The organism is archaeon CG10_big_fil_rev_8_21_14_0_10_43_11 (assembly GCA_002763265.1).
Classification (GTDB): domain Archaea; phylum Nanobdellota; class Nanobdellia; order PEZQ01; family PEZQ01; genus PEZQ01.
Window position 1 is genome coordinate 77,336 of record PEZQ01000007.1, and the last position, 26,989, is coordinate 104,324.

The 26,989-nt window shown below is 37.0% G+C and carries 29 protein-coding genes; 10 read left to right on the forward strand and 19 right to left on the reverse strand.

Annotated features, from left to right (window positions below):
• The gene (locus COT72_03900) at positions 1-339 is read left to right on the forward strand and encodes a hypothetical protein (protein PIN99950.1); all 339 of its coding nucleotides are present in this window, start codon (positions 1-3) and stop codon (positions 337-339) included.
• Between the two features lie 160 nt (positions 340-499).
• On the opposite strand, the gene COT72_03905 is transcribed toward COT72_03900, so the two are convergent.
• The 4 genes from COT72_03905 to COT72_03920 form a co-directional block, all read right to left on the reverse strand.
• On the reverse strand, positions 500-1,168 hold the full coding sequence (locus COT72_03905) for a hypothetical protein (GenBank protein PIN99951.1): 669 nt from the start codon (positions 1,166-1,168) through the stop codon (positions 500-502).
• 7 nt (positions 1,169-1,175) lie between these two features.
• On the reverse strand, positions 1,176-2,810 hold the full coding sequence (locus COT72_03910) for a hypothetical protein (GenBank protein PIN99952.1): 1,635 nt from the start codon (positions 2,808-2,810) through the stop codon (positions 1,176-1,178).
• 198 nt (positions 2,811-3,008) lie between these two features.
• Positions 3,009-3,821 carry a hypothetical protein gene (locus COT72_03915; protein ID PIN99953.1) on the reverse strand — a complete coding sequence of 271 codons (813 nt, stop codon included), beginning with the start codon at positions 3,819-3,821 and terminating at the stop codon, positions 3,009-3,011.
• Entirely contained in the window at positions 3,803-4,201 is a 399-nt protein-coding gene (locus COT72_03920) for a hypothetical protein (GenBank protein ID PIN99954.1), read from the reverse strand. The genes COT72_03915 and COT72_03920 overlap by 19 nt, the downstream gene beginning before the upstream one ends.
• A gap of 86 nt (positions 4,202-4,287) precedes the next feature.
• On the opposite strand from COT72_03920, the gene COT72_03925 reads away from it, so the two are divergent.
• The 8 genes from COT72_03925 to COT72_03960 are packed head-to-tail and all read left to right on the forward strand — an operon-like array spanning position 4,288 to position 12,955.
• On the forward strand, positions 4,288-5,802 hold the full coding sequence (locus COT72_03925; protein PIN99955.1) for a hypothetical protein: 1,515 nt from the start codon (positions 4,288-4,290) through the stop codon (positions 5,800-5,802).
• Between the two features lie 40 nt (positions 5,803-5,842).
• Positions 5,843-7,309 carry a hypothetical protein gene (locus COT72_03930; protein ID PIN99956.1) on the forward strand — a complete coding sequence of 489 codons (1,467 nt, stop codon included), beginning with the start codon at positions 5,843-5,845 and terminating at the stop codon, positions 7,307-7,309.
• Positions 7,290-8,390 carry a glycosyltransferase family 1 protein gene (locus COT72_03935; protein PIN99957.1) on the forward strand — a complete coding sequence of 367 codons (1,101 nt, stop codon included), beginning with the start codon at positions 7,290-7,292 and terminating at the stop codon, positions 8,388-8,390. The genes COT72_03930 and COT72_03935 overlap by 20 nt, the downstream gene beginning before the upstream one ends.
• On the forward strand, positions 8,383-9,159 hold the full coding sequence (locus COT72_03940; protein PIN99958.1) for a hypothetical protein: 777 nt from the start codon (positions 8,383-8,385) through the stop codon (positions 9,157-9,159). Before COT72_03935 ends, COT72_03940 begins: the two co-directional genes overlap by 8 nt.
• On the forward strand, positions 9,156-9,944 hold the full coding sequence (locus tag COT72_03945) for a hypothetical protein (protein PIN99959.1): 789 nt from the start codon (positions 9,156-9,158) through the stop codon (positions 9,942-9,944). The genes COT72_03940 and COT72_03945 overlap by 4 nt, the downstream gene beginning before the upstream one ends.
• Positions 9,887-10,900, forward strand: coding sequence for a hypothetical protein (locus tag COT72_03950; protein PIN99960.1), 1,014 nt, complete (start codon positions 9,887-9,889; stop codon positions 10,898-10,900). Before COT72_03945 ends, COT72_03950 begins: the two co-directional genes overlap by 58 nt.
• A 5-nt stretch (positions 10,901-10,905) precedes the next feature.
• On the forward strand, positions 10,906-11,502 hold the full coding sequence (locus COT72_03955; GenBank protein PIN99961.1) for a hypothetical protein: 597 nt from the start codon (positions 10,906-10,908) through the stop codon (positions 11,500-11,502).
• A 55-nt stretch (positions 11,503-11,557) separates the two neighbouring features.
• Positions 11,558-12,955 carry a hypothetical protein gene (locus COT72_03960; protein PIN99962.1) on the forward strand — a complete coding sequence of 466 codons (1,398 nt, stop codon included), beginning with the start codon at positions 11,558-11,560 and terminating at the stop codon, positions 12,953-12,955.
• Here COT72_03960 and COT72_03965 read toward each other — a convergent pair.
• From COT72_03965 to COT72_03980, 4 genes are all read right to left on the reverse strand, one after another.
• Positions 12,937-13,995 (reverse strand): hypothetical protein, encoded by a 1,059-nt coding sequence (locus COT72_03965; GenBank protein PIN99963.1) that lies wholly within the window; start codon positions 13,993-13,995, stop codon positions 12,937-12,939. The two genes, COT72_03960 and COT72_03965, sit on opposite strands and share 19 nt — an antisense overlap.
• Positions 13,992-15,164, reverse strand: coding sequence for a hypothetical protein (locus COT72_03970; GenBank protein ID PIN99964.1), 1,173 nt, complete (start codon positions 15,162-15,164; stop codon positions 13,992-13,994). The genes COT72_03965 and COT72_03970 overlap by 4 nt, the downstream gene beginning before the upstream one ends.
• 97 nt (positions 15,165-15,261) lie before the next feature.
• Entirely contained in the window at positions 15,262-16,314 is a 1,053-nt protein-coding gene (locus COT72_03975; protein ID PIN99965.1) for a hypothetical protein, read from the reverse strand.
• 41 nt (positions 16,315-16,355) lie between these two features.
• A complete protein-coding gene (locus COT72_03980; GenBank protein ID PIN99966.1) occupies positions 16,356-17,120 on the reverse strand; it encodes a hypothetical protein in 765 nt (254 codons plus the stop codon).
• A 22-nt stretch (positions 17,121-17,142) separates the two neighbouring features.
• On the opposite strand from COT72_03980, the gene COT72_03985 reads away from it, so the two are divergent.
• Positions 17,143-17,415, forward strand: a complete 273-nt coding sequence (locus COT72_03985; GenBank protein PIN99967.1) for a hypothetical protein — start codon at positions 17,143-17,145, stop codon at positions 17,413-17,415.
• A 637-nt stretch (positions 17,416-18,052) separates the two neighbouring features.
• Here the strand turns inward: COT72_03985 and COT72_03990 are convergent.
• From COT72_03990 to COT72_04040, 11 genes are read right to left on the reverse strand one after another with little or no spacing between them, the layout of a single operon-like run.
• The gene (locus COT72_03990; protein PIN99968.1) at positions 18,053-19,108 is read right to left on the reverse strand and encodes a hypothetical protein; all 1,056 of its coding nucleotides are present in this window, start codon (positions 19,106-19,108) and stop codon (positions 18,053-18,055) included.
• Positions 19,108-19,752, reverse strand: coding sequence for a hypothetical protein (locus COT72_03995; protein ID PIN99969.1), 645 nt, complete (start codon positions 19,750-19,752; stop codon positions 19,108-19,110). The genes COT72_03990 and COT72_03995 overlap by 1 nt, the downstream gene beginning before the upstream one ends.
• Positions 19,739-20,359, reverse strand: coding sequence for a hypothetical protein (locus COT72_04000; protein ID PIN99970.1), 621 nt, complete (start codon positions 20,357-20,359; stop codon positions 19,739-19,741). The genes COT72_03995 and COT72_04000 overlap by 14 nt, the downstream gene beginning before the upstream one ends.
• On the reverse strand, positions 20,356-21,462 hold the full coding sequence (locus COT72_04005; GenBank protein ID PIN99971.1) for a hypothetical protein: 1,107 nt from the start codon (positions 21,460-21,462) through the stop codon (positions 20,356-20,358). Before COT72_04005 ends, COT72_04000 begins: the two co-directional genes overlap by 4 nt.
• A complete protein-coding gene (locus COT72_04010) occupies positions 21,459-22,490 on the reverse strand; it encodes a hypothetical protein (GenBank protein ID PIN99972.1) in 1,032 nt (343 codons plus the stop codon). The genes COT72_04005 and COT72_04010 overlap by 4 nt, the downstream gene beginning before the upstream one ends.
• A gap of 60 nt (positions 22,491-22,550) precedes the next feature.
• On the reverse strand, positions 22,551-23,555 hold the full coding sequence (locus tag COT72_04015; protein PIN99973.1) for a hypothetical protein: 1,005 nt from the start codon (positions 23,553-23,555) through the stop codon (positions 22,551-22,553).
• Positions 23,556-23,560: 5 nt separating this feature from the next.
• Positions 23,561-24,391: a hypothetical protein gene (locus COT72_04020; protein PIN99974.1), complete on the reverse strand. Its 831-nt coding sequence runs from the start codon at positions 24,389-24,391 to the stop codon at positions 23,561-23,563.
• Entirely contained in the window at positions 24,388-24,738 is a 351-nt protein-coding gene (locus COT72_04025) for a hypothetical protein (GenBank protein ID PIN99975.1), read from the reverse strand. Before COT72_04025 ends, COT72_04020 begins: the two co-directional genes overlap by 4 nt.
• Positions 24,735-25,433 (reverse strand): glycosyltransferase family 2 protein, encoded by a 699-nt coding sequence (locus COT72_04030; GenBank protein ID PIN99976.1) that lies wholly within the window; start codon positions 25,431-25,433, stop codon positions 24,735-24,737. The genes COT72_04025 and COT72_04030 overlap by 4 nt, the downstream gene beginning before the upstream one ends.
• A gap of 53 nt (positions 25,434-25,486) precedes the next feature.
• On the reverse strand, positions 25,487-25,753 hold the full coding sequence (locus COT72_04035; GenBank protein ID PIN99977.1) for a hypothetical protein: 267 nt from the start codon (positions 25,751-25,753) through the stop codon (positions 25,487-25,489).
• Between the two features lie 2 nt (positions 25,754-25,755).
• Positions 25,756-26,985, reverse strand: a complete 1,230-nt coding sequence (locus COT72_04040; GenBank protein ID PIN99978.1) for a hypothetical protein — start codon at positions 26,983-26,985, stop codon at positions 25,756-25,758.
• Positions 26,986-26,989 lie beyond the last annotated feature (4 nt).

The following is a 26,989-nucleotide window of genomic DNA, read 5'->3' on the forward strand; positions in this document are numbered from 1 at the left end:
ATGGCTTGGTGGGAGGATAAGGAAATAAAAGTGGGTTTCTTAAACAAAGACGTTGAAAACCAGATTGAAGAATTCAACAACAGCAGTTTCAAAGCAATATATCATAAGATACAAGAAATTAAAAAATTGTTGAAAGACAATCCAGAAATGGGAAGAAACGTTAAAAAGAAGCTCATTCCCAAAAAATATAGGGGTTTTTCAAACCTTAACATAATCAATCTCCCCGACGGTTATAGATTATTATACACCATTGGAGGTTCTAATGATATTGAAATTGTGGGCGTTTTGCTTGTAGATTGCTTATCCCACCCTGATTATGATACACTTTTTAATTTCTAATACTGAGCGTTCCCCCTATTTTGGTGAGTTCTCTTAATTCTTTTGATGTCATTATCCAGAATGCGTCATTACTTTCTTTTATGTAGTTGAATACGCGGTGAATTGCGCCCAGGCAGACCCCGCAAAAGAATGTGAAAAAAAAGAGTTGGTGATGAACCGTTTAGAGTTGGCTCATCATTTGTTTGCGGTACAGGTAGAGTGCAGCTGCAATAATCACAACTACAATGCCCGCAAGTCCAATCCAAAGCATCCAGTTCGTGCGTGGTTCTTCTTCGCTCACGCCGGTTTGAGCAGTTACGTTCTCTTCTGCAACCGGTGCTGAGATAACATCTGCTTCTGCACAGTCTGCTTCACAGCTTGCTGTAGTCTCGCTACCTTCACAGACGCCGTCTCCGCACGTGATGGTTCGTACCGTGACGGTTTGTGCCGCGCTTTCCTGACTGACTGAAGTTGGTGTTGATTGCGCGTACAAGTAGGGTCCAAACGAATAGCTGCCTTCAGTGATTGGCGCGAGCGTGGTGTACGAAAACGTGGCGCTCGTGAGGTTTTGAAGTGACGTGTCAAATTCAACGTCAATGTTTTGTCCGACAATCGTGACAGTAACGTAATCTTGTGAGAACCCGCTTACTGACCAGTCTTGCACGCTCCAGCCGTTTGGTAGTTTGTCTGAGAGCGCGAATCCTGCGGGGCTCTCGGTTACGATGCTAACACTTATAGTCACGATTTCTCCAGATGCTGCGCGCGCGGGGCTGATGCTTCTGCTCACGCTCTCAGCGTGTGCTGCACCTATGAATAAGAGGAGTGCGAGTGCGAATACGATTTTTTTCATGATTTTTCTATCCTCCAAAGTATGTTTCTATTGAGTCAAAGAGTTCTCTGAGCGTGAGCGCGCTTGAACCGCTAAAGTACGAGTCTATCAGGTCAAACAAGTCTCGAAGCGTGCTTATGGTGGTTTCAAGTTTTGCAAAGATTGCAAAGTACGAGAAGCCAGGCGTTTTTGCTTCAAAGTAGTAGTTCTCGCCGTCACTGCTCACAAGGGTTGTTGGCAACGTGCTCCACGCCCCGTTGTGGAAGCGGGTGAGCCTGATTTGATTGGTTTTGTAGCCGTTTTCTTCAAGCCATGCTTTTGGCAGCTGGAATTCTACAACTGCTTCTTCAATGTCATCGTTGCTCACACTTGACGTAAATTCAAGGTAGCGGTAGATTTCTGAGAGTCCTGCAATTGCAAAGCCTGACGTTTCAGTTGGTTCTTCAGCGAGGGTTTGCACACTTATTGTGACGTTTGTTTGCGTGTTTTTTGTGGTAATGCTCAGTGATTTAATGTTCGTGCTGCTTGCATTTTCAAATTCAAGTTTTTTAGCAAGTCCCGGCGGCACGATTGGAAGCGTTTTGTTGACTTTAACCACGTTTACTTGTGCGGGCGTGTTTTTGGTCTTGTTTGTTGCAGGCGTGCTTGTTGAAACCGTGATGGTGACTCCTGCCCCCACTGCGTAACTGAGGCTGAAGTATTGGGTTGATGACGTGCCGTAGTTTCCTGCAGCGTCACTGCACGTTACATTGATTGCGTGCTGTCCGTTTGCAAGGTCTGAGGTGTTGACTGACGTGGCCGTGTTGTTTGTTGCCGAGCCAATCGTAGTATTTGCGCCATCAAGCGTGTAGAGGCACGTGGAAGAGGTTGATATGTCATCCACTGCCGTGAACGTGACATTAACAAGCGTGGTGTTATAGGTAAGATTCAATGGATACGTCAAGCTCACGGTTGGAGCCACTGAGTCAATTGAGAATGATGTTTTATTATTAATGTTAGAATAAATGAAATCACCCGTGCCATCTTGCGCGTGAGCGCTCAAGAATGCAGTATAGTTTCCTGTTGTCGCAAGCGTTTCAGCAGTGAGGTTCCAGGTAATATTATAGCGAAGTTCGCCTCCCGCATACAAACCAGAATCACTATATCCCGAAACATATCCATACCCATAGCCGTTAGCGAAAGATTCGTTGTTATTACCATACGACGTTGAGCTTATGTCGTATCCATATCCGTACCCATATAGATTCGTGCTTGACGCATAACCAACCGTGTAAATTGGGTAGATAGTAAGATTTCCGCAACCAGAAACTGCAGTACCACCCGGCGTGAACACACACGTTTTGTTGACTTGACCACTAGAAATTGTAAGTGTCAAATTCTTAACAGGTATTCGCTCACCTGCATCAATATCAACGCCAACAGTAAAGTTTACGGGGTCAAGTGCTTTGTAGGTTGACTTATCTGCAGATGATGTGACGGTGACTGCCTGAGCTGGTCCTGAAAGAATTAACAAACTGAGTATGAGAAATGATACAATGAATGGACGCAGAATTTTTTTCTTGTCTTTTTTTGCGGGTCCTAGATAGATGCTCTTAACTTTGCCATCTACTCGTGCTGACTCGTAAAGATATTCCTTCCCATTAATGGTTCGTTTGAAAGCCATTACTTTTCATAAGCGTGTTAAATATATATAAAGCTTTTTACATTACTCAATAAGGCATTTACACTACGCTAAAAATGTGTTACACTACAGAGTGAGAACGTGTTTATTTCTTTTTCAAGTTCTTTAAGCTCGTTTATTAACCCATTCCCCTGCGTGGTGTTTTTCAAGAAATTGTGCGGCATTGAAAGTATGTAACAATTAGACTGCTTCTTGTTCTTCTGCTTCCCCGCTGTTAATCAGCAAACTTGAAATCAGTATGAGCAATCCGCCCGCAATGCTTATTCCAATCCCCAAAGCTCCAATGTCTCTGGTTTTAACGTATAAAATTGCTACACCAATGAGCGAAAGCGCTGCACTAAGAAGGTAATCCCCTTTCGTTACTTTTTTTGTCTTCTCTTCTTGTTTGACGGGATGAAAAAAGGTTGCTGCGCCAAGAATGGATATGATGATTATAGCGTATGTGAAATTTATAGATAATTCTTTGAATTCATTTACGAGAAGTAAACACAAAAAGATAAGGATGCTTAATTGAAATGCGTAGTTTATGAGGAGTTCTGTTTTTTGTTCGTGATGAGAATATTCGTGTAATTTTGTATGTGCGTAACGTCTAGTATGTTTGAACTGTCTTGACAGGATTATTTTTATATGGTTAACCGTATTGAGAGGTATTCTTTTTTTGAAATACGCCATAGTTTTGCCCACTGTTTTTGCAAGCGCTCGTACGTTGCGATTGAATGAAGTGAATGTTTTTTTGAGTAGTTTGCTTATTGTTTTTACGGGTTTTATTCTGTTAAGAAAACAGCGGATACTCACTACATTCCTGTGCCGTAAACGAAAGTTTATGCGCACAGCGAGTGTGAGTGTTGCAACACCCAGCGTTAAGAGCAGTATCCGTTCTGATAGGTTTTGCAGATACGTGCTTTCTCCTTTTACAAACCAAAGAACGAGGGTTACCAAAGTTAGGCTGCTTAATGTTTCTCCTAGTATTTGTTTTATTTTTTGTTTTTCCATAATATTTTATTTTTAAATCTTGACTCATACTTTTTGAAAACTAAAGGAAAGAGGATTATGAGAACGGATTGTATTAAAAGGTTTAACGCGCTTAACTCTATTCTCAAGTAGTAGTTTGTGAAAAAAGTTAACATTGTCATGCTTGCGATACTAAGTGCAACACTAATCACGAATGTTTCAAGTTTGTCAATTTTTTGGATGAATGTCCTTGTTATACTATATCCTGGAAGAAAGAGTATAAAGGGAATCCCGTACACCGCGCGTAATGATGAGGTTAACGTAAACGATGGCGTTAGGGCTAGGACTAGCGCGCATAGCGTTAGTATTACTATACTGGTTCCAGCAAGTACCCACTGCCTACGCAGACTTATTTCTTTCATTATCAAACGTAAGTGTTGCTAAGTTTTTAATGTTATTCAATACGTGACATATTAACTTTTAACTATGCAACCGCTTAGCTATTTGCATGAAAGTGGGGCTTAATTTTTTGAAAAACAAGTATTTCTTACTCTTGCTCATTTTAGGTCTTGCCTTTGTGTTAAACTTTCATATGCGCCTTGACTACGAATTTCCAATTCATGTTGATGAATGGAAGTCTTGGGCAATTTCGCAACAAATAGAAAACGACGGCATCCCCTACACAGAACCGTATCTCCAACAAAATGTAGTCCATCGCGATTTAGAAATTGGTACATTCCTTTCCATAAGTATAATACAACAGGTAACGGGCATCCCCTGGTTGAATATATTCAGGTTCATGCCCGTAGTACTCTTACTCTTAAGCACTCTCACCGTGTATTGCATTGGAAAACGAGAAAATATAGGGTTAGAAAGCGCACTTGTCTACACGCTTATTCCTACAAGTGTACGTTTACTTGGCCCCGTATTTCTTGTTCCAGTTTCATTCACGCTTCTTTCTGTTCTTATTGGGATACTCTTATTGACGCGAGAATTAAAAACAAAACACATTCTTACAAGTGTAAGTATTATTACACTCTATCTCGCATATGCGTATCCTCCGGCACTAATCCTATTAGGTTTTATTGTCTTGCCATTTATCGTGTTTCAAAAAAGATTCTTATTAAGTATACCATTTTTTATAGCAATAGTGGTATCCATTCCACAACATCTTAGGTATGTTATAGAAACAGAGGGGCGAGCACTTTCATTTACAGTTATTCCTGTAGTTCTAGATGTGGCGCGAGAGTTTGGTGTGGTTCTTACTGCACTCTTTGTTATTGGAGTGTATCTTGTTTGGAAACATGAGAATAGACGACTCAAGTATTTCTCGATCACAAGCATGTTTCTCTTAGTGATTATCTTCTTGTTTCACATTCAAGATTTTTCGTTTCTCATTCCTCCAACGCGCGCGTATTTCTATCTAATGGTGCTCATGGTTTTTCCAATTGGTTATACAATAAAAAACCTCATTGAACAAAAGCATGCCGCCCTTACTATAACCCTCCTGATTTTTTTGCCATTTATTCTATTTCTGATTCGAACTAATCCCTTTACCAAACCAAGTGCGGATTGGATATTTCACATCACGTTCATTCCACTGTGTATAGGAATTGCAAGCATTATGGTCCCCTTGTCTCTTCGTAAAAGAAAACACGCGCTTACTATTCTCTGTCTTACTACCCTCATTATTGCTATTGTTATTCCTGCGTTTCAACGGAATTTAGACATGCCATACTACAATGTTATTGATGAGCATGAATATACAACATTTCTCTCATTAAAAGAGCAATACACTGGCGGTGTTGTTGCAATTGACCCGTGGAAAGCACTTGCATTTACCCCGTTAACAGGACTTCCAGTATATTCACGAATTGGTGACGGACCAAATGAATTTTTGGCAGAACGGAATCAAGAGTTAAACTGGTTCTTTGAAGAGAACTGCGAGAATACAACATTTATAGAAAACAATAATATTGGTTTATTCTATCCAGATACTTATTGCACACAGATTATTAAATAGATAGAGTATGGGAGTATAAAACACGGTTAGTATTATAATCATGAGAATAGATGAAATTATATCAATTAAGAATTCAAACATAGCTAAGGCTTCTATTTTCATATTGTCAAGTAAAATTATCACAATCCCGATAGGGATGCTGCTTTTGAGCATTTTAGGAAGAAATTTATCAACGACTGAATTTGGTTTGCTTTCATTTGTACTTTCATCTGCAGTAATAATTTCATCGGTACTCGAACTGAATATTAACACGGCTATTACCGTGATAAGCTCTTCACATTTTGGGAAAAAAATGAATAAAAACGGATTCGCTGTCTTAAAACTCGGATTATTAGCAAAATTAGCTGTTACAATGATATCTTTACCAGTAGGAGTATCACTCTCAGGCCTACTCGCGAATAACGTGTTTCATAATGCTTCATTTGAACTTCCCTTAGTTTACACGATGATACTTGCCACTGCAATTAACTTAAACAATTATTTATCCACAATTGTTAGAACATTACACAAATTTCGATCAATCTCTCTTATTCGAGTGACCGAAGACATCATAAGAATTCTATTAATTTCATTATTCATCATCAAAGCGGATCTTACTGTTAGTAACACTATCATCTCATATATAATAGCACTGCTCTTATCAGGGGTAGCCTATGCAAGTATTTCACCAGTAATCAACATATTGACCGCACGGATATCAAAGCGGATTACTCTAGAAGTTATTAATTTTAATAAATGGTTGATGTTTGGTCTCGCCATAAGTACAATTGGGCACAACATCGCGGCACCAATAATAACTTATTTCATTAGTGTTGAATCTGCAGGGCTATTCTATGCTGCATTCAAAATATTAAGCCTTATGTTCCTACTATCCAACTCTTTGTCATTTATACTCCTCCCAACTTTTTCTAGACTTGAAAATGAGGAACGCTTAAAGAATACACTTAAACTATTAATAGAACGCATGAGCTTAATTGCATTTCCCATTGCTTTTGGTGTCATTGCTATTTCCAAGAATATTATATTAATTATCTTTGGAAAAAATTATTTGGCAGCCAGCTCTGTGCTTAACTTATTGATTCCAGGATTGATTGCAGGACTTTTAACTACTGGAGCCGGACAAGCATTATTAAGTATTAAACGCGTAAGGGAAGTTCAAATTATCCCCTTAGTTAATCTAATCTCAAATACAATAATCAGTATAGCACTAATCTCTCTTTTTGGTCTAAATGGAGCAGCAATAGCCCTTAGCATCGGTTATGTTCTAGAGTTCTTAGTAGCATGGGGCCTAGTGTTTGTATACATACGACCAAATATAGATATACTTAACATTTCCAAATACTTCATCGTTTCGTTGCTTATGTATACATTTGTGTCAAAGATAGTAATTTCAAATATCGTTCTTGACATGATAATAAGTATCCTAGCGGGGATAATTATATATTCTATTGGCGTTTTCGTACTATTCAATTACCCGAGCAAAAAAAATGAAAGTTGGCCTACTTAGAGGACCTTATCTCCGCGCGAATGGGGTACTTCCATGGGAATATCTACATAACCATTCTAACATAGCTGTGACTGCCTACGCTAGCAAACCCAAACGATTTGAATATTCATCTCTTAATATGCCAGTAAAAGAATTGTTCTGGCCCGAAGGCTATTCAAAGGCTGTTAGATTCGCACTAACTAAATTAAAATTTCCAAGAAATCTGCTTTTCGATATTAAACAAGTAGTTAACGAAAATGATATTCTACATGTAAGCGAAAACTACCATCTTTTCTCCTATCAGACAGCAAAATATTGTAAGCGAAAACGATTTTTTTTTGCACAAGGTGAAAACATCCCGCACCCCTCATCCCAGAACAGTTATTTAATAAAACACATTAAACGGTTTGTTAATAAGAACGCAGAGAAGATAACAACAACCACAGAATTAGCAAAGAAAGCATTAATTCATGAAGGAGTAAATGATGAAAAGATATTCATTGTCCCAAACGCAACAGACACGAACCTCTTCACACCAGAACCCAAAAGAACAAGTGGAACAGACTTACCCAAAGAGCTAGAAACCACATTCAACATTATTTTTGTTGGTCGCCTGAGCGAACAGAAGGGAATACCTTGGCTACTAGATGCTTTCAAAAGAATCAAAAAAGAAGATGTGCGACTTATTCTTATTGGAAAAAATGTTGAGCATTTCAATGTACGACATAAGCACATCTATCACATCCCTTATGTCGAACATCAACAGTTACCAAGAATTTATAACTTAGCAGACATAGGGATATTACCAAGTATACCTACCAAAAACAATGAAGAACAGTTCGGTCAAGTTGTGCATGAAGCCATGGCATGCGGAAAGCCTACACTTGTGACAAATGTGGGGGGTATGCCTGAGATAGTTACTGAAAAAACAAGCTTTGTAATAAATTATAAATCACCACAGGATATTAAAGAGAATATCTTATACTTTTACCAAAATGAAACGGAAAAGAAAAGAATGGGTCAAGCTGCAAGACAGCATATAGAAAGAGAATATACTCCACGCATCATCGCAAACAAACTAAAGAGGCTATATCATGAATAACCAACTTCATGAAACAATATGCAAATTCTCTGAGGTAAACAAAGAATATAGCCCCGATGAAGTAACGCAAAAATTCTTTCCACAGACAGTATTTCCATCAGCAAAACTGCGAATTAAAGTAATACAGAAATATTCACGAGAAAGAAGTTTTTTGCTTGATGCAGGATGTGGAACAGGATGGGTTTCTTCTGAGCTTTCGAAAAATAGGAAAATTATATCTCTAGATTTATCAGACTCTGCGCTGGGAGAAGCTAAAATGCTGAAAACATTCACAAAATCAACAAATACCTTAGTAAAAGCGGATGTTCAAAAAATTCCAATTAAAAATAAAAGCATAGATACCATTTTTTCTTTTTCGATGATTGAGCATATACCTAATGTTAATAATGCTCTTGGTGAGTTTAAACGAATTTTAAAAAAAGATGGAAAGATAATAATACTCGTTCCAAACAAGTATGGCGCTTATTGCGTGCTCTATGATATATTGATGAATAGAGGCGGACAACACAATTATGGGAACATACGCACAGATCATGAGAACTTACAGGGCTTTTCCGCATGGAAAAATGTCTTTGAAGAGAACAATCTTAAACTATTAGAAACGCTGAATACAGAATTTCTCACACCATTCATCGCATACATTTTCAAGAGGAGTAATAAACAACAAAAATCAACAAAAACTCTAAGGAAAATTGACTCTTTCATCGCGAAGTTCGTGCCAAAACATATTGCTTCTGCATGGATCTTTATTTTAGAGGAGAGAAAATGATCTGCTTAACCGGAGACGTTCACCACATCATAAATTCAAAAGAACAACAAATCTGTGATAAAACTGAACAAGAACTTGCAATTACTTACACAGAAATCGCAAGAAAAAATGGACTCAAAATCACACTGTTCCTAACTGGAAAATGCGCGAAGGACAAAGAATTTATTCAAACATTACAAAACTTTGAGAACCTAGAAATTGGGGGTCACACATATAGTGCGTTCCGCCCGACAATACTATACAAATTCATGAAAAAGATGAGCGGAAAAACGTATGGCCCGTATTTCAATCAGGCACTTGATATTTCTTGGACGATAAAAGCGTTCAAAAAGAGAGGAGTAGACATCACTTCATGGCGCACACACGCCTACGCATCTGATGCTAACACAGTGAAAATATTACAAGAACAAGGAATAAAAGTCATATCAGATATCGTTAAACCAAATATTGAACCAAAAGAAGAAAACGGGGTAATGATTTTACCAATTAATGTGCTGCCTGACCATGAGCATTTATATCATGGATTTAGAACAAAGACAGTTGTAACTAATTTTCTTAAAACAGGATGGACAGATTCCTTCACCAATAAATCATTCAGTGGAGATCAATGGCTCAAACAAGTTAAGGAACAAATAAGAGAAAATGAAAAACAAGGAATTGTTTCTACATTAATTGTCCATCCACAATGCATGTACAATCTTAACAAATTTAGCACATTTAAGCAATTATGCAAGACGTTAAAAGGATACGGAACAAGCAATGCACGGGATATCATATGCGACTAGATATAATAACTGAATTCACTGAAAAAACTAAAAAACAATGGGATAATCTAATATATCATTCAAAAACAGGCACTTTCTTCCAAACAACAGAATGGCTTGAAAGTGTACAAGCAGGATTAAACCTACCAGCAAAGCATCTAGTTGCTTACGAAACAGATAGGTTAATAGGCGTTTTCCCCAACTTCATCAAAAACAAGAGGGCAAATATCAAGAAAAACGTGTCGATACCTCTTGGCAGTGGAGGACCTGTGATCATCAAAGATGAAAAAAAAATAATACATCTCATGCTAAAATTACTTGACAAGAACCTATACTCCCAACATAAAATAATCTGTCATGACCACGCATATCTCAGATATAATGATTTTTTTAAGTTGTTTGATTACAAATTAGACATGGATAGTTGTAGATTCATTATCGATCTTGATTCCTATAATATTAATAAAGACGTGAAACCTTCAAGAAAGCGAAAGATAAAAAACGCAAATAAAAAGATTCAGATTTCAATCCTTCCTTTAACTGAAGATAACCTACGCACTTTTTACGCGCTCTACAGTTCATTAGTAAAAAAATTTGGTTCAACTGCTCTCCCCTTCAATTTTTTTAGTGTATTATTAGAAAAATGCGCATCAAACATTCTCTTAGTTGGCGCTTCGCTTGAAAAAATTATCATTGGCAGTCACCTGTACATACTTGATAACTCGCGTTCAACAATATTTCACTTCCTAAGTGGGATTGAAAAAGGATATACAAATGACCATATATCTGATATACTACACAAGTATGCCCTTAACTGGAGCGTACAAAACGGATACCGGTACTATGATTTTGGTAATGCTCGCACAAATTTCGAGGATGGGTTATTCAGATACAAAGAAAGCTTTGGCGGTAGACCTGTACCAACAATCACATGGACGAAAAATTCAAAACTATATAAATTACTGAAAATAAAGTGATAACAATGAAAAGTATAGACTGGACATCTCTAACCCGATATTCAAAAGAATTCAAACCAATACGGAGATATCCTCTCATATATGGCAATATCAAAGAGTTTATTGCAAGAGAAGCTCTACCTAACGCAAAAATTCTTGACATAGGTGGGGCCGACAAAAATATGAAAAAAACAATGAAAAATAAGATATGTGTTTATAAGTCCTTTGACATCGACAAAAGAAATACGCATGACTTCTATTCCATACATAAAATAAACGGCAGATATAACATAGTTCTAATGATTGGGATATTAGACCATTTGGAACTATCTGATGTTTACACTTACCTTAAAAAAAGTTATGATGTGCTAGACGATAACGGGTTATTGTTCATTCAAGTGAGCAATGTGTACCATCCAACAAGTCAACGACATGATCCGCAACACAGAACCTATCTTCCTGGAAAGAACTTATATTCTCTACTAAAAATCTTAGGGTTCAAAAACATAACAATAATTAGAAACGGCGTCCATAAAAATTTTAAACTCCCATTAAAGAGAATATTGTCTTGGGCGCTTGACATAGATTACGCACCATATTTACTCATAGAAGCTAAAAAATAAAGACAACATCAAATTCACAAAACTATTTATATGATTATCAATTGTTATCTTTCAAATGAAAGTTTTGCTTGTTAATCCCTACTATCCTGAAGATGTACGACGCGAAGAAGATTGGAACGGATTATGTCCCGGAAGTAAAGTAGTGCCAGAACATATGCTCCAAATAGCAGCAGAAATAAGGAAGGTGCATGACCTAAAAGTTATTGATTGCCTTATAACAAAAACAACTGTTGATGACATCAATATGCACAATTTTGATGTTGTAATTTCTATGGCCTCTTACAAATTAAAACTTGAGTATGAACTTGCCTATTTAGAGAAAGCAAAGGAAAGTGGAGCCATTACTATCCTTGTTTTAAATGACGCATATGCAGGGGGTCTTGTTATGAATGAACATCATTTCATTGATATTCTTATGAGAGAAGAGAAAGAGTTTGTCATAGAGGAATTACTTGACGCAATAGAAAAAGAACGTGACCTAAAGAACATAAAAGGCATATTATTCAGACGAAACGGGCAAATCATTTCAACACCAAAATATGTTACAATAGATTTTTCTAAACTGCAATTTCCTGCTTATGATTTAATTGACATGAAAAAATATACTTTTTCACCTGTTCGATCAGCAAAAGGCTGTCCCTTTAAATGCACTTTTTGCCATCAAGGAGCGTTACATGGAAACCAAGCGAAGTTCGTACCTATGGAAAAGATAATTAAAACGTTATCATACATTAATGAATACAAAAACATCAAGAGAGTTCTTCTTCTCAATGAAGATTTTGCAGTTAATGATCAATATGTTCATGACTTATCAGAACAAATAATTAATAATGATATTAATTTAAAATTGACAACATCATTACGAGCATACATGCTAAAGAATGAAACATTATACACATTCAGAAAAGCAGGATTTGACTTGTTGCATCTTGGTCTTGAAAGTGCAAATGACTTTATACTAAAGAAGATTAAAAAAGGTATTAATAAAAGCATGATTGAACGCGGATTAAAAAAATTGAAGAAATTCAATTTTATAATTCATGCTTCAATGATTGTTGGATTTCCGTGGGACAGCAGAGAAACATTATTAGAAATGGAACAGTTTCTTAATGAGTTCTTTCCTAGATATATACAAAATTTCGGTGTAAATTTTCTTGTCCCAGAACCTGGAACAGAAATATATACAACGATGAGAGAAATGAAACTAATTAACGGTCCACTACGTGGAGGTCAACGTGGCTCATTTTTATTTTTAAAACCAAACGCAAAAACACTGTACCTATCCAAAGACGAACTTGCAAGATTAAGAGAACAAATTATTCGTAATGTACGATATAACCCTAAAAAAAGACTGCAGGTGTTTCTTAAGCAACAAACTAATGATGTGCAATTTAAAATAAGCGACGCACTAAATATATACGAACAATACAAACTTCATAAGAGCGAGGTATAAACCTGCTTTGTTTTTTCAAAAACAATACTTGGCTTATGCTTTTTAAAATCATATTGGGGTATATTTGATTTCAGAGAGTTAACAATCGAGGAGGAAAGACCTCTTGGTGTAAAATCAGTAATGCGCGATTCTTTAGGAAAGTATGAAAATTCTGAGATAAAGTCTGGAACCAGAACTTGTGTTCCACAAAAAAGCGCCTCTAATACAACCCGACCTAACGCCTCTCTCTTTGAGGGAAGGATGAGCATTTTTGCTACGCTAATTAATGATAAAACAGCAGGAGGGTCTAATTGATCTAAATAATGGATTCTTTGATTTTTACGTGTGTACTTGGCTAAGACTTCTCCAAGAGAATTCTTGCCAATAATAACAAGATGTAATTTATCCTTTTCAAGAAATTTCATTGCTTTTATCAAATTCAAAAGACCTTTATCATTAGAGGCATCGCCAACAAAAATCAAAAAATTGACTCCATTCAATCCATAGGTAGAAATTACCTTCTCAACAAAGGACTTTTTAGGAAGCTGCGCCTCAAAAGGCAAGGGTATATAGTTTACTTTTTCTTTGTTAAGTGAGTTTACGTGTTTTTTGGTATTTTCTGACATTACGATCACTCTATCTCCTTTCGAAAAAATCTTTCTCTCACAACCTGTGTCCCTAACGTCAGTAATTAACGGCTTTCCTAAAAGTTTAGCAGCAAGGATAGTTCCATAACAGTCAACATGTGAATGCGCATGAACTATTGAAGGATTAAAAAAAGAAATAACAAAGAAAGATAAAACAAAAGAAAGAAGATATTTTGTTCGTTCTGCTAAAGCACCAATATATCTAGTTTTCCGCAGATAATTTTTTGGTAAAACTCTAAGAAAAATAATCTTGCCACGTTTCTCAACGATTTTGGCATGTTTATTAAAAACGGTAAGCAAACAAATAGCATCTACGTCAGGATCATGCGTAAAATAGCCTACAAGCATAGCAAAGTATATACTGGCTCCGCCTCTTGTCGGTTCAAAAATAGGGCTTACCAACAGCAGTTTCATCTAACCACTCTTAACTTCGTATAAAATATGTGCAAAGAAGATTTGTGTTTGTTCCACAGATATTTTGATTCCAAAAGTGATTTCCCATTTTTTGAAAGTAACGCTCGTAGCTTTCTATTACGCGCAAGTTGTCTAATTTTTTTTCGAAAATTGGACCAGGTGTCTGCTATTAGAATATTTTTACCATCAGTATAGTCAAGTCCTTCTGCTCCAACTTTTGTAGAGATAACAGGAAGAGCTGCATTCCAGTAATCAAGAATCTTAAATCTCGTACCCCCTCCTTGTAACAAAGGAACGATAGCTATATCGCACCGAGATAAAAAACTGTATATATCTTCAACAAAGCCAACAACTTCAACATTTTTAGATGAGACGGAAACCTCACCCGAACCAACAACTACAAACTTAAACTCAGGCATTCTTCTTGCAATATACCGATCAATAATCGAAATCGCTTCAAAATTTGGATAGTAGTTTAATGAACCATGAAATATGATAGTACAACCAGTCTTATCAATATTCTTAATTTCATACGAAGACGCCAACGCATTAGGAATTACCAAAATGTAATCTTTGAGGCCATGCTTTTGTAAAATCGTTTTATCAAGATTAGATGGAACAATAACACCATCAGCTAACTTCAAACAAAATAGTTCCCAACTCTTAAGAAGAGATGCTGCTGGCGATTTTCCCTTGCTTCTTAGAACCTTATGAAACTCAATATTATGTTCATCAACAACCAGTTTTAATCCTAAAAGACGTGTTAGAAAAAAAGCACCTACAGATAATGCGGGAAATTCAACTTGAATGATATCGAGTTTATGTTTCTTAGCAACATATAATACTTTTAAAAAAAGATCTATCCTATACGAAAAAGAGATGTGCGCGGCTTCTGAAAGCGGGAAAGAATTAGAACCACCCAGTATAAAAAATAGAAACGAAATTATATTATCAAAAAGAAAGTAAATTGGCAGAAAAAGATAATAAGACATAAAAAGTGGAGTTGGATATTTTAACCTATCAGAATTAGCATAGTAAAAATTATTTTTATGCACTATGAAAGAATCTACCTGCTTAGATAGTCCACTAATACGAGCAATAGCTCCCGCACTAGAATTTTTTCCAGCAGTATTCTCAAGATTTAAGTATGTTAAAAAAGCAACTCTCATGACCGCACACACAACTTTTTAGTATGGAATACACTATTAAGGATTCTGATATCACAGATGAAAAAAAATAGTGCGAGTTCAACAAGAAACGATAGCTCTACTGGTCAGACTTAAATACACCCTGTAGCAGATTATGTAAGCTCTCGCCAACAGAACTAAAAGAATAGTTTTTTAAAACAGTTTTCCGTGCATTAGAACCCGTTTTGTGAAACTTGGAGAAATTTTTTGACATCTTGTTGATATAATTGACGATCTCATCATTATTTAGCAAGATAATATCGCTATCTAAATTGAACTCATTAAGACCTTCAACACCCTTATCATTAGTGATGGTTGGAATCTCACAAGCAGCTGCTTCTAGAATCTTATTAAGACTACCTGAGGTCTTAAATAATGGGATTACTAATAGAACATGATTAGATGCCAAAATATCTGCGTAATTTTCCACATAACCCAAGTAATGAATAGTTTTAGAGTCAGATTTTTGAGGTGATTTTCCTATAACAAAAAACTCGATATTAGAAGAAAAACATGCCACGTTTTCCTCAACAAAATTAAGCGTGTTTTTATTATACACAGAATCGAAAGGACCAACAAGTGCTACTCTAAACACATCATTGTTTTTTCTTTTTGGATAGAAAACGCTTTCATCAATAATATTATTTATTGTTTGAATCTTTTTAACACCATATTCCCTACGATAATACTTAGTAATATTTCTTGAAGCACAAATAACAAAATCACTCTGCCTAATTATAAATCTCTCAAGTAATGACTTTCTTCTGGTAACATGAAACTCCCTTGATTCTTCGGAGATGATCCCATGAAAATCGTATATCAATCTTATTCTCTTAAGTTTTGCCACTACTGCGATTAAGAAAAAGCCATGTAAAACGCCTGAAACAAGAAATACGTCATAAGTTCGTGACATAAAGAGCAATATTTTCAAATACCATAAGAGACTATACAATGGATAAAGAAAAGATTTAAACATTGGGGGGATTCTAGAAAGCAAAAAAGGAGTCTTTTCAAACGTAGACAAGACTTTGACATTATATGAGGGTTCTAACATAGATGCAAAATTCTTAGGCCTAACAATATTACCACAATTTTTACTCCAATCTCCAAACACAATAAGCCCTATCTTCACAAAATGAGTATACAAGAATTAAAAATAAAAAGTAATAGGTACTACTCTACTTTATATACAGAAATTATTTGAGAAAACACCTTTGTTGTCGGGTCTTTGCCACTTTTTGTGTAAACTAAATCTAAATGTGAATCATTCGATTCGCTTGCTATATAGTCTGAAAGATAAGGCCACCGCTCATAATGACGTAAAGGATATAAGTGAAGAACAATCAGATAGTCAACTGAATGATTTTCTATCAATCGCTCAAATTCTATTCTTCTTCTTGGAACGCTTGTTATTTCTTGATTCGCATATACGGTAAGCGCAGTATACGCATTAGAGAGGATACTATCAGACGAATTCGTATTTTGGAATATCCAGCTAGCAGCATCTGATAAAAACTCGTCAGATTGAACAGGAAAAAACAGAGATGAAAAACTAATTAAAACAACAAAGAGGAGGGTTACTGCTAAGAAAAATATACGAGGAGTAAAGACTTTTTTGAAGCTGTACACTACAAGAAAAGAAAATATTGGTAAAACAAACAGAAGATGTCTTGTTCCATGAGCCCAGTAGACTAAAATAAAAGCAAAGACAGAATAATAAAAAATAAGAATCGCTAATAATATTTGTTTTGGTATTTTACGCTTACCCAGAAATATAAGAAGTGGTAATCCTATCAACAGAGCAGTGTGACCAAATAGAGAGGCTAGCCTATTTTGAATTATTCCGAGATTATCTGATAACGAACGCAAAAATTCAAAGGAGTCTGTTACTAAAAAACTTAAACTCGGCAAGGAAAAAACAAGTAAAACAAAACTCATAATTAAAAAAAGTTTTATTTTTTTGGAACGGGAAAAGAAGAATAAAGGGAAGAAAATAAAGGAAGATTGTTTAATCAAAAAAGAAAGGGTAAGAAAAATATATGAACTAAACAAGAGCGATCTATTCCTTTCTTTGCTATATCTTAAGAATAAGAATAAGCTAAAAGATAATGTAATCGCTAAAAAAATATCAGAGTATAAACGTGGTGAGTTAAACCATACTGTAGGAAAAACAACTACCAGTAAAGAAGCAAACCACGCTAAACGTTTTGAAAAAAGTGAGCCGATAAGATAGGTAACTATTGGTAATAGAGATGATAAAAAAATCATCACATAACGCAAAAATAGAAGAGAAAAATGAAGTTCACCGAAAAAAGCAAGAACAAGAGAGAAGAATACACGGAAAATATTTGAAAGGGCTAAAAAAGTGGAAGGGTGTAAAATAGACCAGGCGTAAGCATATTCATCCTCGGTACCCATCATATGTAAGTTCCGCGTCAGTTGTAAAACTAAAAAAATAAAAGAAAGGCAGATTATAAAAAGTTCCGATTTCTCAGGATTCACCTGTTTATTGAAGTCTAAAAGGTGCAAGATTGTAAGAACAACAATAAACAAGTTGCAAAATAGTAGAGCGCTAATACTAATAAAGTAACTTAAAAACTGTATAATTGAAAAAATACTCAACACTCCTAAAATACCAGCAATCAAAAGCTCAAGAAAAGAAAAGAGTTTATTAAATGGTTTAAACAAGGTTGCAAAACCAATACCAATAAAGGGTAGTGACAGAACTACAAGAAAGAGAGTATTCTCCTCTAGTAAGCCTATGTTTAATAAAACCAACCCTATAAGCGGATAAAGCCAAATACGCATAAGAAAAGATTACCTAACAGCAGAATTTAAAGTTATTATCAATCAAAACTATAGAGAAATCACTAACAAATCTGTTCATATAACTGAGAAACTCTCTGCAAAATAAGAGACCACGAATGATTCTTCATTACGAAATTCCTACCGTTTCTTTTAAGCTTTAAACGTAACTCCTTGTTTATAATAATATCAAACATTGCAGCTTCTAATGAATCAATATCTCCAGAATCAATAATCATGGCAGAATGCTCTTCCTCAAGAATTCTATGACCCCCAACAGCAGTAGTGATGACTGGAAGCCCAGCTGATAAAGCTTCTAACACTGTTAGTGAAAATCCTTCAAAGTATGAGGGGTTAAGAAGAACATCTGCTTTATTAAAGACAGTAGGCATGTTAGCATGCGAAATGCTGCCCAAATAAGTAACACCTTCAGTTTCTTTTGCAAGAGACAAGAGGGATCCCTTACCTGCAACTAAGAGTTGAACAGTTTTATATTTAGCATGCACGCGTTCAAATGCAGAAATTACATCATGAAATCCCTTTGCTTTTGTCAGACTTGACGCAAAAAGAAACGTGTTTGAAAAACGCTTTTGAACAGGGTAAAAAAGCTCAGTATCAACTGGATTCGGCAGATATGAAGAGGAAACTTTGTTAATTTCGCTCTGGTAGCTTCTCTGTGAATTCCTATCACAAAACGCAACGTGATCTGGAGAGAAAAGTGACAACATGATTTTTTTATAGTGGTTAGAACCTGCGTTTGGCGTTTTAAGAGAATTGAGGGAATGAAAAAGAAAAGGAACTTTTGTTTTTAGAGAGACAACTCGAAGTGCTGGTATTGAAGACCAAGAAACGGAATGAATGATATCACATTCTTTGAAATATGCGACATGTTTCAAGATAGATCTGCTATTCTTAAAAAAACGAATCGGAAACGACGCAGTAGTGTTTGAAAGCGCATTCGTAAATGCAGCTTTGATTTTTTCTTCATTATTAGAAAAAGAAAAAATAGTGGTTTCAATACCCTTTTTTTGCAAAGAAACAGCTAAATCATGGATATGATTAGTTCCACCATAGTTATGGTCAGAAAGATTCATATCATCAATAATAAGACAAGCTTTCATTATCTCACTCCTACCTTCTTTGCTATCACTACAGTATAGGGTGCAATAAGTTTAAGAGGGAATCCTATTCCCTTTGTCCGGATAATTTCAAAACCACTATCTTGAAGTAATTTTTGTATCGTGGCAAAGGACCTACTGCATAACAGAAATTCATCACTGCTTTTTTTTCGATATCTCCACCACAAGAGGGGGTTACATGAATTTTTGAACTCAAAAATTAGAATTCCTTCTTTCTTAAGAACGGCGTGCATTTGTTTAAGAGAGTTGACAACAACATCATCGGGAAGGTGGTGCATCACATCCACACAAAGAACAAAATCGAAGGAACTGTCCCTGAACGGTAAATTTTCCGCATCAGCATTAACGGGGCAGGGTGGAAACTGAACAGTCTTCTTAAAAAATTGCAACATATTAAATGAAAAATCAACTGAAACAACAGATAAGCCGCGTTTAAGTAGTTGCGAAGAGTAAATACCAGGACCACAACCAAGGTCAAGTAACGTGCCTGAACGATTTTCTAAAAAATCAAGCACGTAAGATAGTTCTCTTTTTTTAAGACGACCCCATGGTTTTGAGTCATCAAACATAGCCATAGGGGGGTCATTATCATAATGTTTTCTAATATTATCTTTAGCGATTACCATTTTTTATCACAGCGATATAAAAATGTCTAAATGGCTTAGAATAGTTCTCATACAACACTTTTGCCCCAGACTGCTCATACAATTCATGCCATTCAGTTAATGTTCTATACTTTGTTCCCCCATCAAGACATTTCCACCATATATTCTTTATCAAACGCACAAACCCCTTGTTGGAATTAATATTATCCAATATTAACGTGTAGCTTGAAACACGTAATGATTCCTCAATAGCATAAACTACTTTACCAATAGGTATATGATGCACAACCGATGACAAAACGCTCAAATCAAAACTGTTATCACGGAAGGGAGCATTTTCTGCGCGACCTACGACAAATGACTTAGTTAGGTTAGATGCATGTTTAACCATTTCAAAACTTGGATCTATTCCATAAAATTTTTCAACATCCAATCCTAAATTCGTTTGTAAATCCCCCCGACCACAACCAAGATCAACAATAGAACGAACATTAAACCTTAAAACTATATCTTGAACGTCCCATGTCTTCTTAAAATAACGCTTAGCATATTTCCCTACTCTTGATAAAAGCACTATCTTCATTCGATAAAGTGAGGGTGTATCAAATATCCTTTCTTGTAAACTCATTTTAATATCCCCTTATAAAAATTAATCGTAGCTAAACCAACATGTTTCCATGAATATTTTAAAGCTATAACCCCTTTTAATTTGTATCCTACCTGCGTAATATCTCTTTTATTGTTAATAAACTTCATAATAGCTCTACCCAACGCCTTACCCGAATAAGGTTCTATAACCACTCCTAGTTTCTCCTTTAAAAATAATTCAGAAACACCCGCACCATACGTAACAATCACTGGTTTGCCCATAGCGCCGGCTTCAAGGGCAACCATACCAAAACTTTCCTCAATCGACGGGGAGGGTAGCACGAACACATCACACTCTTCATACATCTTTAGAAGCTCTTTTTCTGGGAGAAAGTTCCGAAAAATTATTTTTCTCTCAAGACCAAGTTCAAGTACTTTTTTCTTAATCATTGCTTCTTGCGGACCATTGCCAACAATAGTAAAACTCACCTTTTCATTCTCGAGTAACTTTGCAGCGTCAACTAAATAGTCCAATCCCTTATAACGTCGTAAAGCACCCACAAACAAGACTTGTAACGGAGAATGAAGATTTCTCTTTTTGGCAACAAATTTTTTCGTGTCAACACCATGATAAATAACGTTTATTTTCTTCTTGTACCTTGAAAGAAATTTTGATGATTTAATTGCCTTACGCGAATTAACAATGATACCTGCAGCATGCTTCAAAATGAAAGTATAACAAAACTTATTATACAACGAAGAAGGCAATCCGAAAAACCAGTTCATGCGAATCTCTTTACCATGAGAATAGACAACATAGGTCTTTCTCGCAATAATACATGCAAGAGCCCCAATATCTAAAAAAATAGGATGCGGATAATGGAGTTGCACGATATCCGCATCAGACTTCAAAATTTCAAAGAAAATCCCTAAAGAAAAAGGCATACCAAGAATGGATAGTGATTTAACTCGCTTTATGGGAATTCCATCCATAACTTCAAAAGATTTTTTAGAGCCTAAAGTCGAGGTAAGCACTGAAACATCATGACCTTGTTTCATCATTTCTTTGCTCAAATAATACACGTAGTAAGGCACCCCACCTTTTCGTGGAAGAAACGTTGAAGGAACTTGCAATATCTTCATCCAAACAATTCCTCCATTAGTGGTACGACACGCGCGTCAACAGGTATTCCCAAAACCCGCGAAGCCAGACTATCCGAAACAGGACACACCCCTCTCTCAACAGGAAACCCACCAAACAAGGAAACTGCTTCAACCCCTTGCTTCTTTAGTCTGAGGATTGTATTCGCTTTATAGTCTGTTGAAAACATAAGACGATTAAACGTGCTTTTTCCATTTTCTTTTTGCACAACAAAGCCGTGTTCACTTAGTTTTTTCCTCAAGAGAAGTGACACTTTTCGTCTATGCTCTAATTCAAGGGAAAAGTCACGCAATTTCACAATTCCCAGTGACGCGAGATACTGTGACGGATTCGCAGCTAATTGCGATGATAGATGGGCATATTGAGTTTTGAGACGTTTCTGTTTGACAAAATGTCCTGCATATGAATAGACTGTTTCATTAGTAAGGACAGACGCCACAAAATTTCGTACGAAATTCGTTAGGCCTTGTGATGAAAAGGCAACACGCTGTTTTATGAATGAGTGCACCCCCTCATTATTTGTTGCAACAGATCCTAAACCACCAAGGGCAAGCGATTTTCCCAAACCAAAACTAAAAATAGTTGCATCAGCAAAAGAACCTACACACCTATTTTTGTATCGTGCACCAAATGCGGTTGCTGCATCATCAATAAAAAAAAGTTCATTATCCTGACAAAAATCGTGCAACTCATCTAAGCGCGCAGGATTACCAAAAGGGTCAACTGAAATAAGAATCTTTGAACCAGTTTTTGCAAAATCCACATTTTCTGAGTCAAGCGCATAATCCTCACTACGCACGTCAGCAAGAACAGGTTTTGCCCCAGCATATTTCACAACGTCTGCAACAATGTCTGCAGTAAACGCGGGCATGACAACTTTTGACGGCGCGCCAGCGTACTTTAGTAGGTGAAACAATGCCTGTCTTCCAGATGCACAGAGCGCAACATATTTTACTCCCAAAAAGTCACTCAGTTCCTTCTCGAACTGGGATATGGATTGCTTGTTCATCCTAAAAAGTGCAGTGTATGCTTCGTTCAGACTTAATTGAGGTGTGTGAGCAGGAATCAACTACGGAAACCTCCGTTTTATCTGAGGGCCGATATAGGGATTGCATAAGACTCTTTGAGCATGCTTGACAAGCGGAGAAAGAAAAAGAAATTTTTTCTTATCTATGCTCTCCCCTTTTACGTGCACGCTATTGAGAATGGCTTGTTTTGAACCCCACTTGCTTTTAAAACGCATATACGAATCACGGGGTTGGGTTCTACCAAAATCTATGCGAGAACAGCCTACATCTAATGCATGTTTTATTTGTTCATTATACAGCACATCATTTGACATGCAAGAACTATATGATAAGTTAGAGGCCATGTTCCACATAAGTGCTGTTTTTCCATGATAAAACGTAAGCATCACTCCAATAGGGATTTCATACGTATAGCACATGGTAAAACGGGCACAGTTCACATATGAGTTTATATTCGTAAATAATGACTTTGCATGCGGCGGACTTCCCAATTCTTTCATTCGTTTGATATAGAATGAATAGTATGTATCAATATCCTTGGTTTCACACACATGAATGCCTGAATTATTTGCTTTACGGATTGCTTTTCGAATTCCAGATTTTTTTGTGTAAACACCATGCCAAATATCATTATCAAAATCTTTTCCAGCAATGTCAAGATAGTACAGGTAACCATTCAGTTTCTTGTTCTCATGGGCAATAGGATAAAATGGAGACTCTCTAAATTCGATAACGTCCGCATCAAATGACTTGTAAAATTCAATAAATTTTTGTATATCCTCAACTCTGTTGACAAGAGGATACCCGTACTCAGCAAAAGGCTGAGAAACAATAGAGTTACCCTTAATTGTTTTAACAAGAAAAGCAGGGCAAACACCAACAATCTTGCCTTTATCCTCGAGAATAGTGTAAAGTGGTTTGTAGCCATACGTTTCTTCTAACACTCGCTTCCAACCAAGCGTGTGAAAAATAGTGCTATGCGGATGTTTTTTGACATACTCATGATAGGTGCGTTCTTGTGCTGATTCCAGCAATTTTACCGGCATTGTATTTAACAACCTCCATGATATGTTATCACGTTCTTAGGATACAAGTTAAGCATATCACGAAAACAAGTGAAATTAAAATCTTCATCTTGCAACGTATCCAAAACAGAACCAAACACACTTTGATAATAGTTTCCTGTTCTCCAGCGAACTCTAAACGGGAGAGGTGTTGATGCCAGATTAAGAAATTCCCAAGGGTGAAAATACAAACAAATTGTCTGCGAGTGCGCAGTCAAACGTTGCACCCCATCTAAAACAAATTGTTTTCCAAGCAAGCGAACCCACGCACCACCCAAGGGCAATTTAAAAACAGGATGAACTGACAACGGAAATTCAGGAATACTCATATTTTGAGGAAATTTCTTACCGCCATAAAAAAAAGGTATTTTAATGCTTGGCATATAAGAGCTACTATACTGATACCCGGCTTGCTTAAGCAGGTGATAATCTTCGTGGTTCATGCTAAACGTTGGAGCTCGAAAGCCAATCACTTTTTTTCCTGAAATTTTTTCAAGCACCTTCTTAGATTCCACAACTTCTCGTCTAAAATCATCTTTTGTACAGCGGTTAAGAAACGGGTGCGTTTGAGAATGTGACGCGATTTCATGTTTTCGCGCAATTTCTTTGATTATATGTTGGTTCTTTTGGGCAAACTCACCTACCACGAAAAACGTTGCCAAAACATCGTGATTGGCCAACATATCAAGAATCAAACCAAGCGCGTGAGAAAGGTCTAGGTCAAGCTCATCTTTTCTCACGCCCCGTCTCAACGCTTTTTTTCCTGCAGGAATGTGATACAAGTTCTCAACATCAAAGGAAATAATTGCTTGTTTCACGTTTTCCCCTTCCTCCTCCTTGATTGAACGCGCACAAGACTCAACTCATCATTTAAGACAGAAAGTTTAACCTCAAGATTCTTAACTTCCTTAAACAACATGAACAGTAAGAACACAATAACAAGAATGCTAAAACCAAGAATTGCATTTGTTCTCGTCCCAATACCCGTTATAACAAGGACATATTTAACAAAATCCACACCCACTGAATAGAGCAGCATTGCAAGACCAACAAGCGACCAGCTCACAAATTCAAAAAATTCAAGCTTACTTTTTCGCGCAAGCGTATAACTCTTAAAGAGAATAAAAATACCAAGAGCAAAACTGACAGCATAAAGGAGTGCTATTTTCTACCACCGCCAAATATAAGAAACGTAAAAATAATATTTGTCATGCGAACAGGATAAAAAAAGAAGCTCTTAAATGAATTGAGATGAGAAGAACCATGTTCGCGAAGCGTCATTTTTACTGATACCTCTTTTATCTTAAATCCTTTACGTGCCATCTCAAGCATTTGCTGAACAGCAGGATACATATCAGCACAGCGTTCAAGTTTTTTCAGACTCGAAACCTTAAACACTTTATAACCTGAAGTAACATCAGTAATGTCAAGCTTGGCAAGATGCCTTACTACAAACGTGAACCACGCGATGCCGCAGCGACGAACAAAACTAAACTTTTTATGGCTGCCATTCAAAAACCTGCTACCAATAACTAAATCATATTTACCGCTCAAAGCAGGACGCAAAAGTTTAGGAATATATTTTGGGTTATGCTGAGCATCCCCATCTAATTGAATAACATAATTATATCCTTCACGAATAGCATACAAGTGACCTGTTCTTTGCGCAGCACCATAACCCCCCGCCCAAACACGCGAGATAACAAAGGCGCCTGCTTGGCGCGCTAATTGAGCAGTTCTGTCTCCTGACCCATCATCAATTACAACCACGTCCCGCACGTATTTTTTGGTTTGAGAAACCACACCAGCTATGGTTGCTTCTTCATTATGCGCAGGAATAATCGCAAGTACGCGAGGCATACGTATGTAATGTTGCTAACTGTTTAAAAGAATTGTTTTCTCACAGAACGGACTTACACATCCTCTTCTTCCACTAGCATGGGCGCAGCCAATGCAGGGGGTGAGAACGTAAAATAAACCGTGTCAAAAAAATTGATTCGCGCCCACACGCGTTCGTGCGCGTAATAGATAACAAGCGTGAGAAACAATTCTAACGCGCTCACAGACAATGCAAGCGTCATTTTTCTGGTGAATATAAATACAAGAAAAAACGTGGTAAGCGTTGCAACAAAACGCCAACTAATACTTTTTGCAATGCTCTTAACATGAGAATCACTCATAACTATAACACCACGCCAGCACCAATTGGTCTGCCGTTGCGCAACAAGACTAAGCGACCAAGACTCTCCACATCCGAGAACTTCTCAAACGCAAGATTTTCACGCGTGGTTAATAACACCATGCCTGCCTCGTTCTCGGCTAACAGATTATTGTCAAGAACAGCATCTTCACCAGCGGTATTGACTTTTTGCACGATACGCAAGACGCGGGCTTGAACTAAACGCGTGCCAAGGCGAATATCAATATCTTCACCTTCACGAAGTTCATTGTCAGTAAACACAATAACCTGCGAATTAATAGTATTGCTCACTGCAGTGAGGCTTTGCGTGTATGACACCGCACCAATAAGCTCAGACGTTACAAGCGCGCCATTGAGTTTTAAACCAACACTCTGACCCTCTCTTGCACTCATAAGCGAACCCGTAAAATCGCGCACATCAACCACTGTTGCAAAAAGACCGTGAGGCGCGATTCCCACTTTCTCACCCACACGCAATGAACCGCTCACAACCGTTCCAAGCGCGTAGTTTTCACCATCAATGTCTATCACATCCTGAATTGGCATGCGAAAATGCTGTTCTTTTGCTTCTTTTTGTGCAGCCTTCTTGTCAAGAATTTGCATAAACGTTTTTGGATACCATGCCAAGTTTGCAGAGGGTTCAATCACATTATCCCCCACTTTCGCTGAAAGCGGGACAAAGGTCATGTGCTGTTGTTCAAAACCAACAGAAGTCAAATATTCCCCCACAACACGCTTCACTTCATTAAAACGTGTCTGAGAGTAATCAACAAGGTCCATTTTGTTTACGGCAACAATGACTTTTTTGATGCCAAGAAAATTAAGCAAGAACGAGTGTCGCTTGGTTTGTTCTTCAACCCCCTCTTTTGCAGAAACAAGGAGCACTGCTGCTTCTGCCTGGCTCGCGCCTGAAATCATGTTTTTGATAAACTCTTTATGACCCGGACAGTCAATAATTTGATACTCATAGTTTTCACTCAAAAAAGGGATTCGAATAATGTCAATAGTGATGCCCTGTTCGCGCTCTTCTAAAAAACTGTCAAGCACAAATGAATACTCAATATCTTTTCCAAGCGCTTTGCTTTGAGCAAGGACTTCATTGACTTTTTCTGGTTTAAGAGAATTCGTGTCAAAAAGCAAACGACCAATGAGCGTTGACTTCCCATGGTCAATGTGGCCTACAAATACCAAACGAATAACCGGCTTTTCCATTACG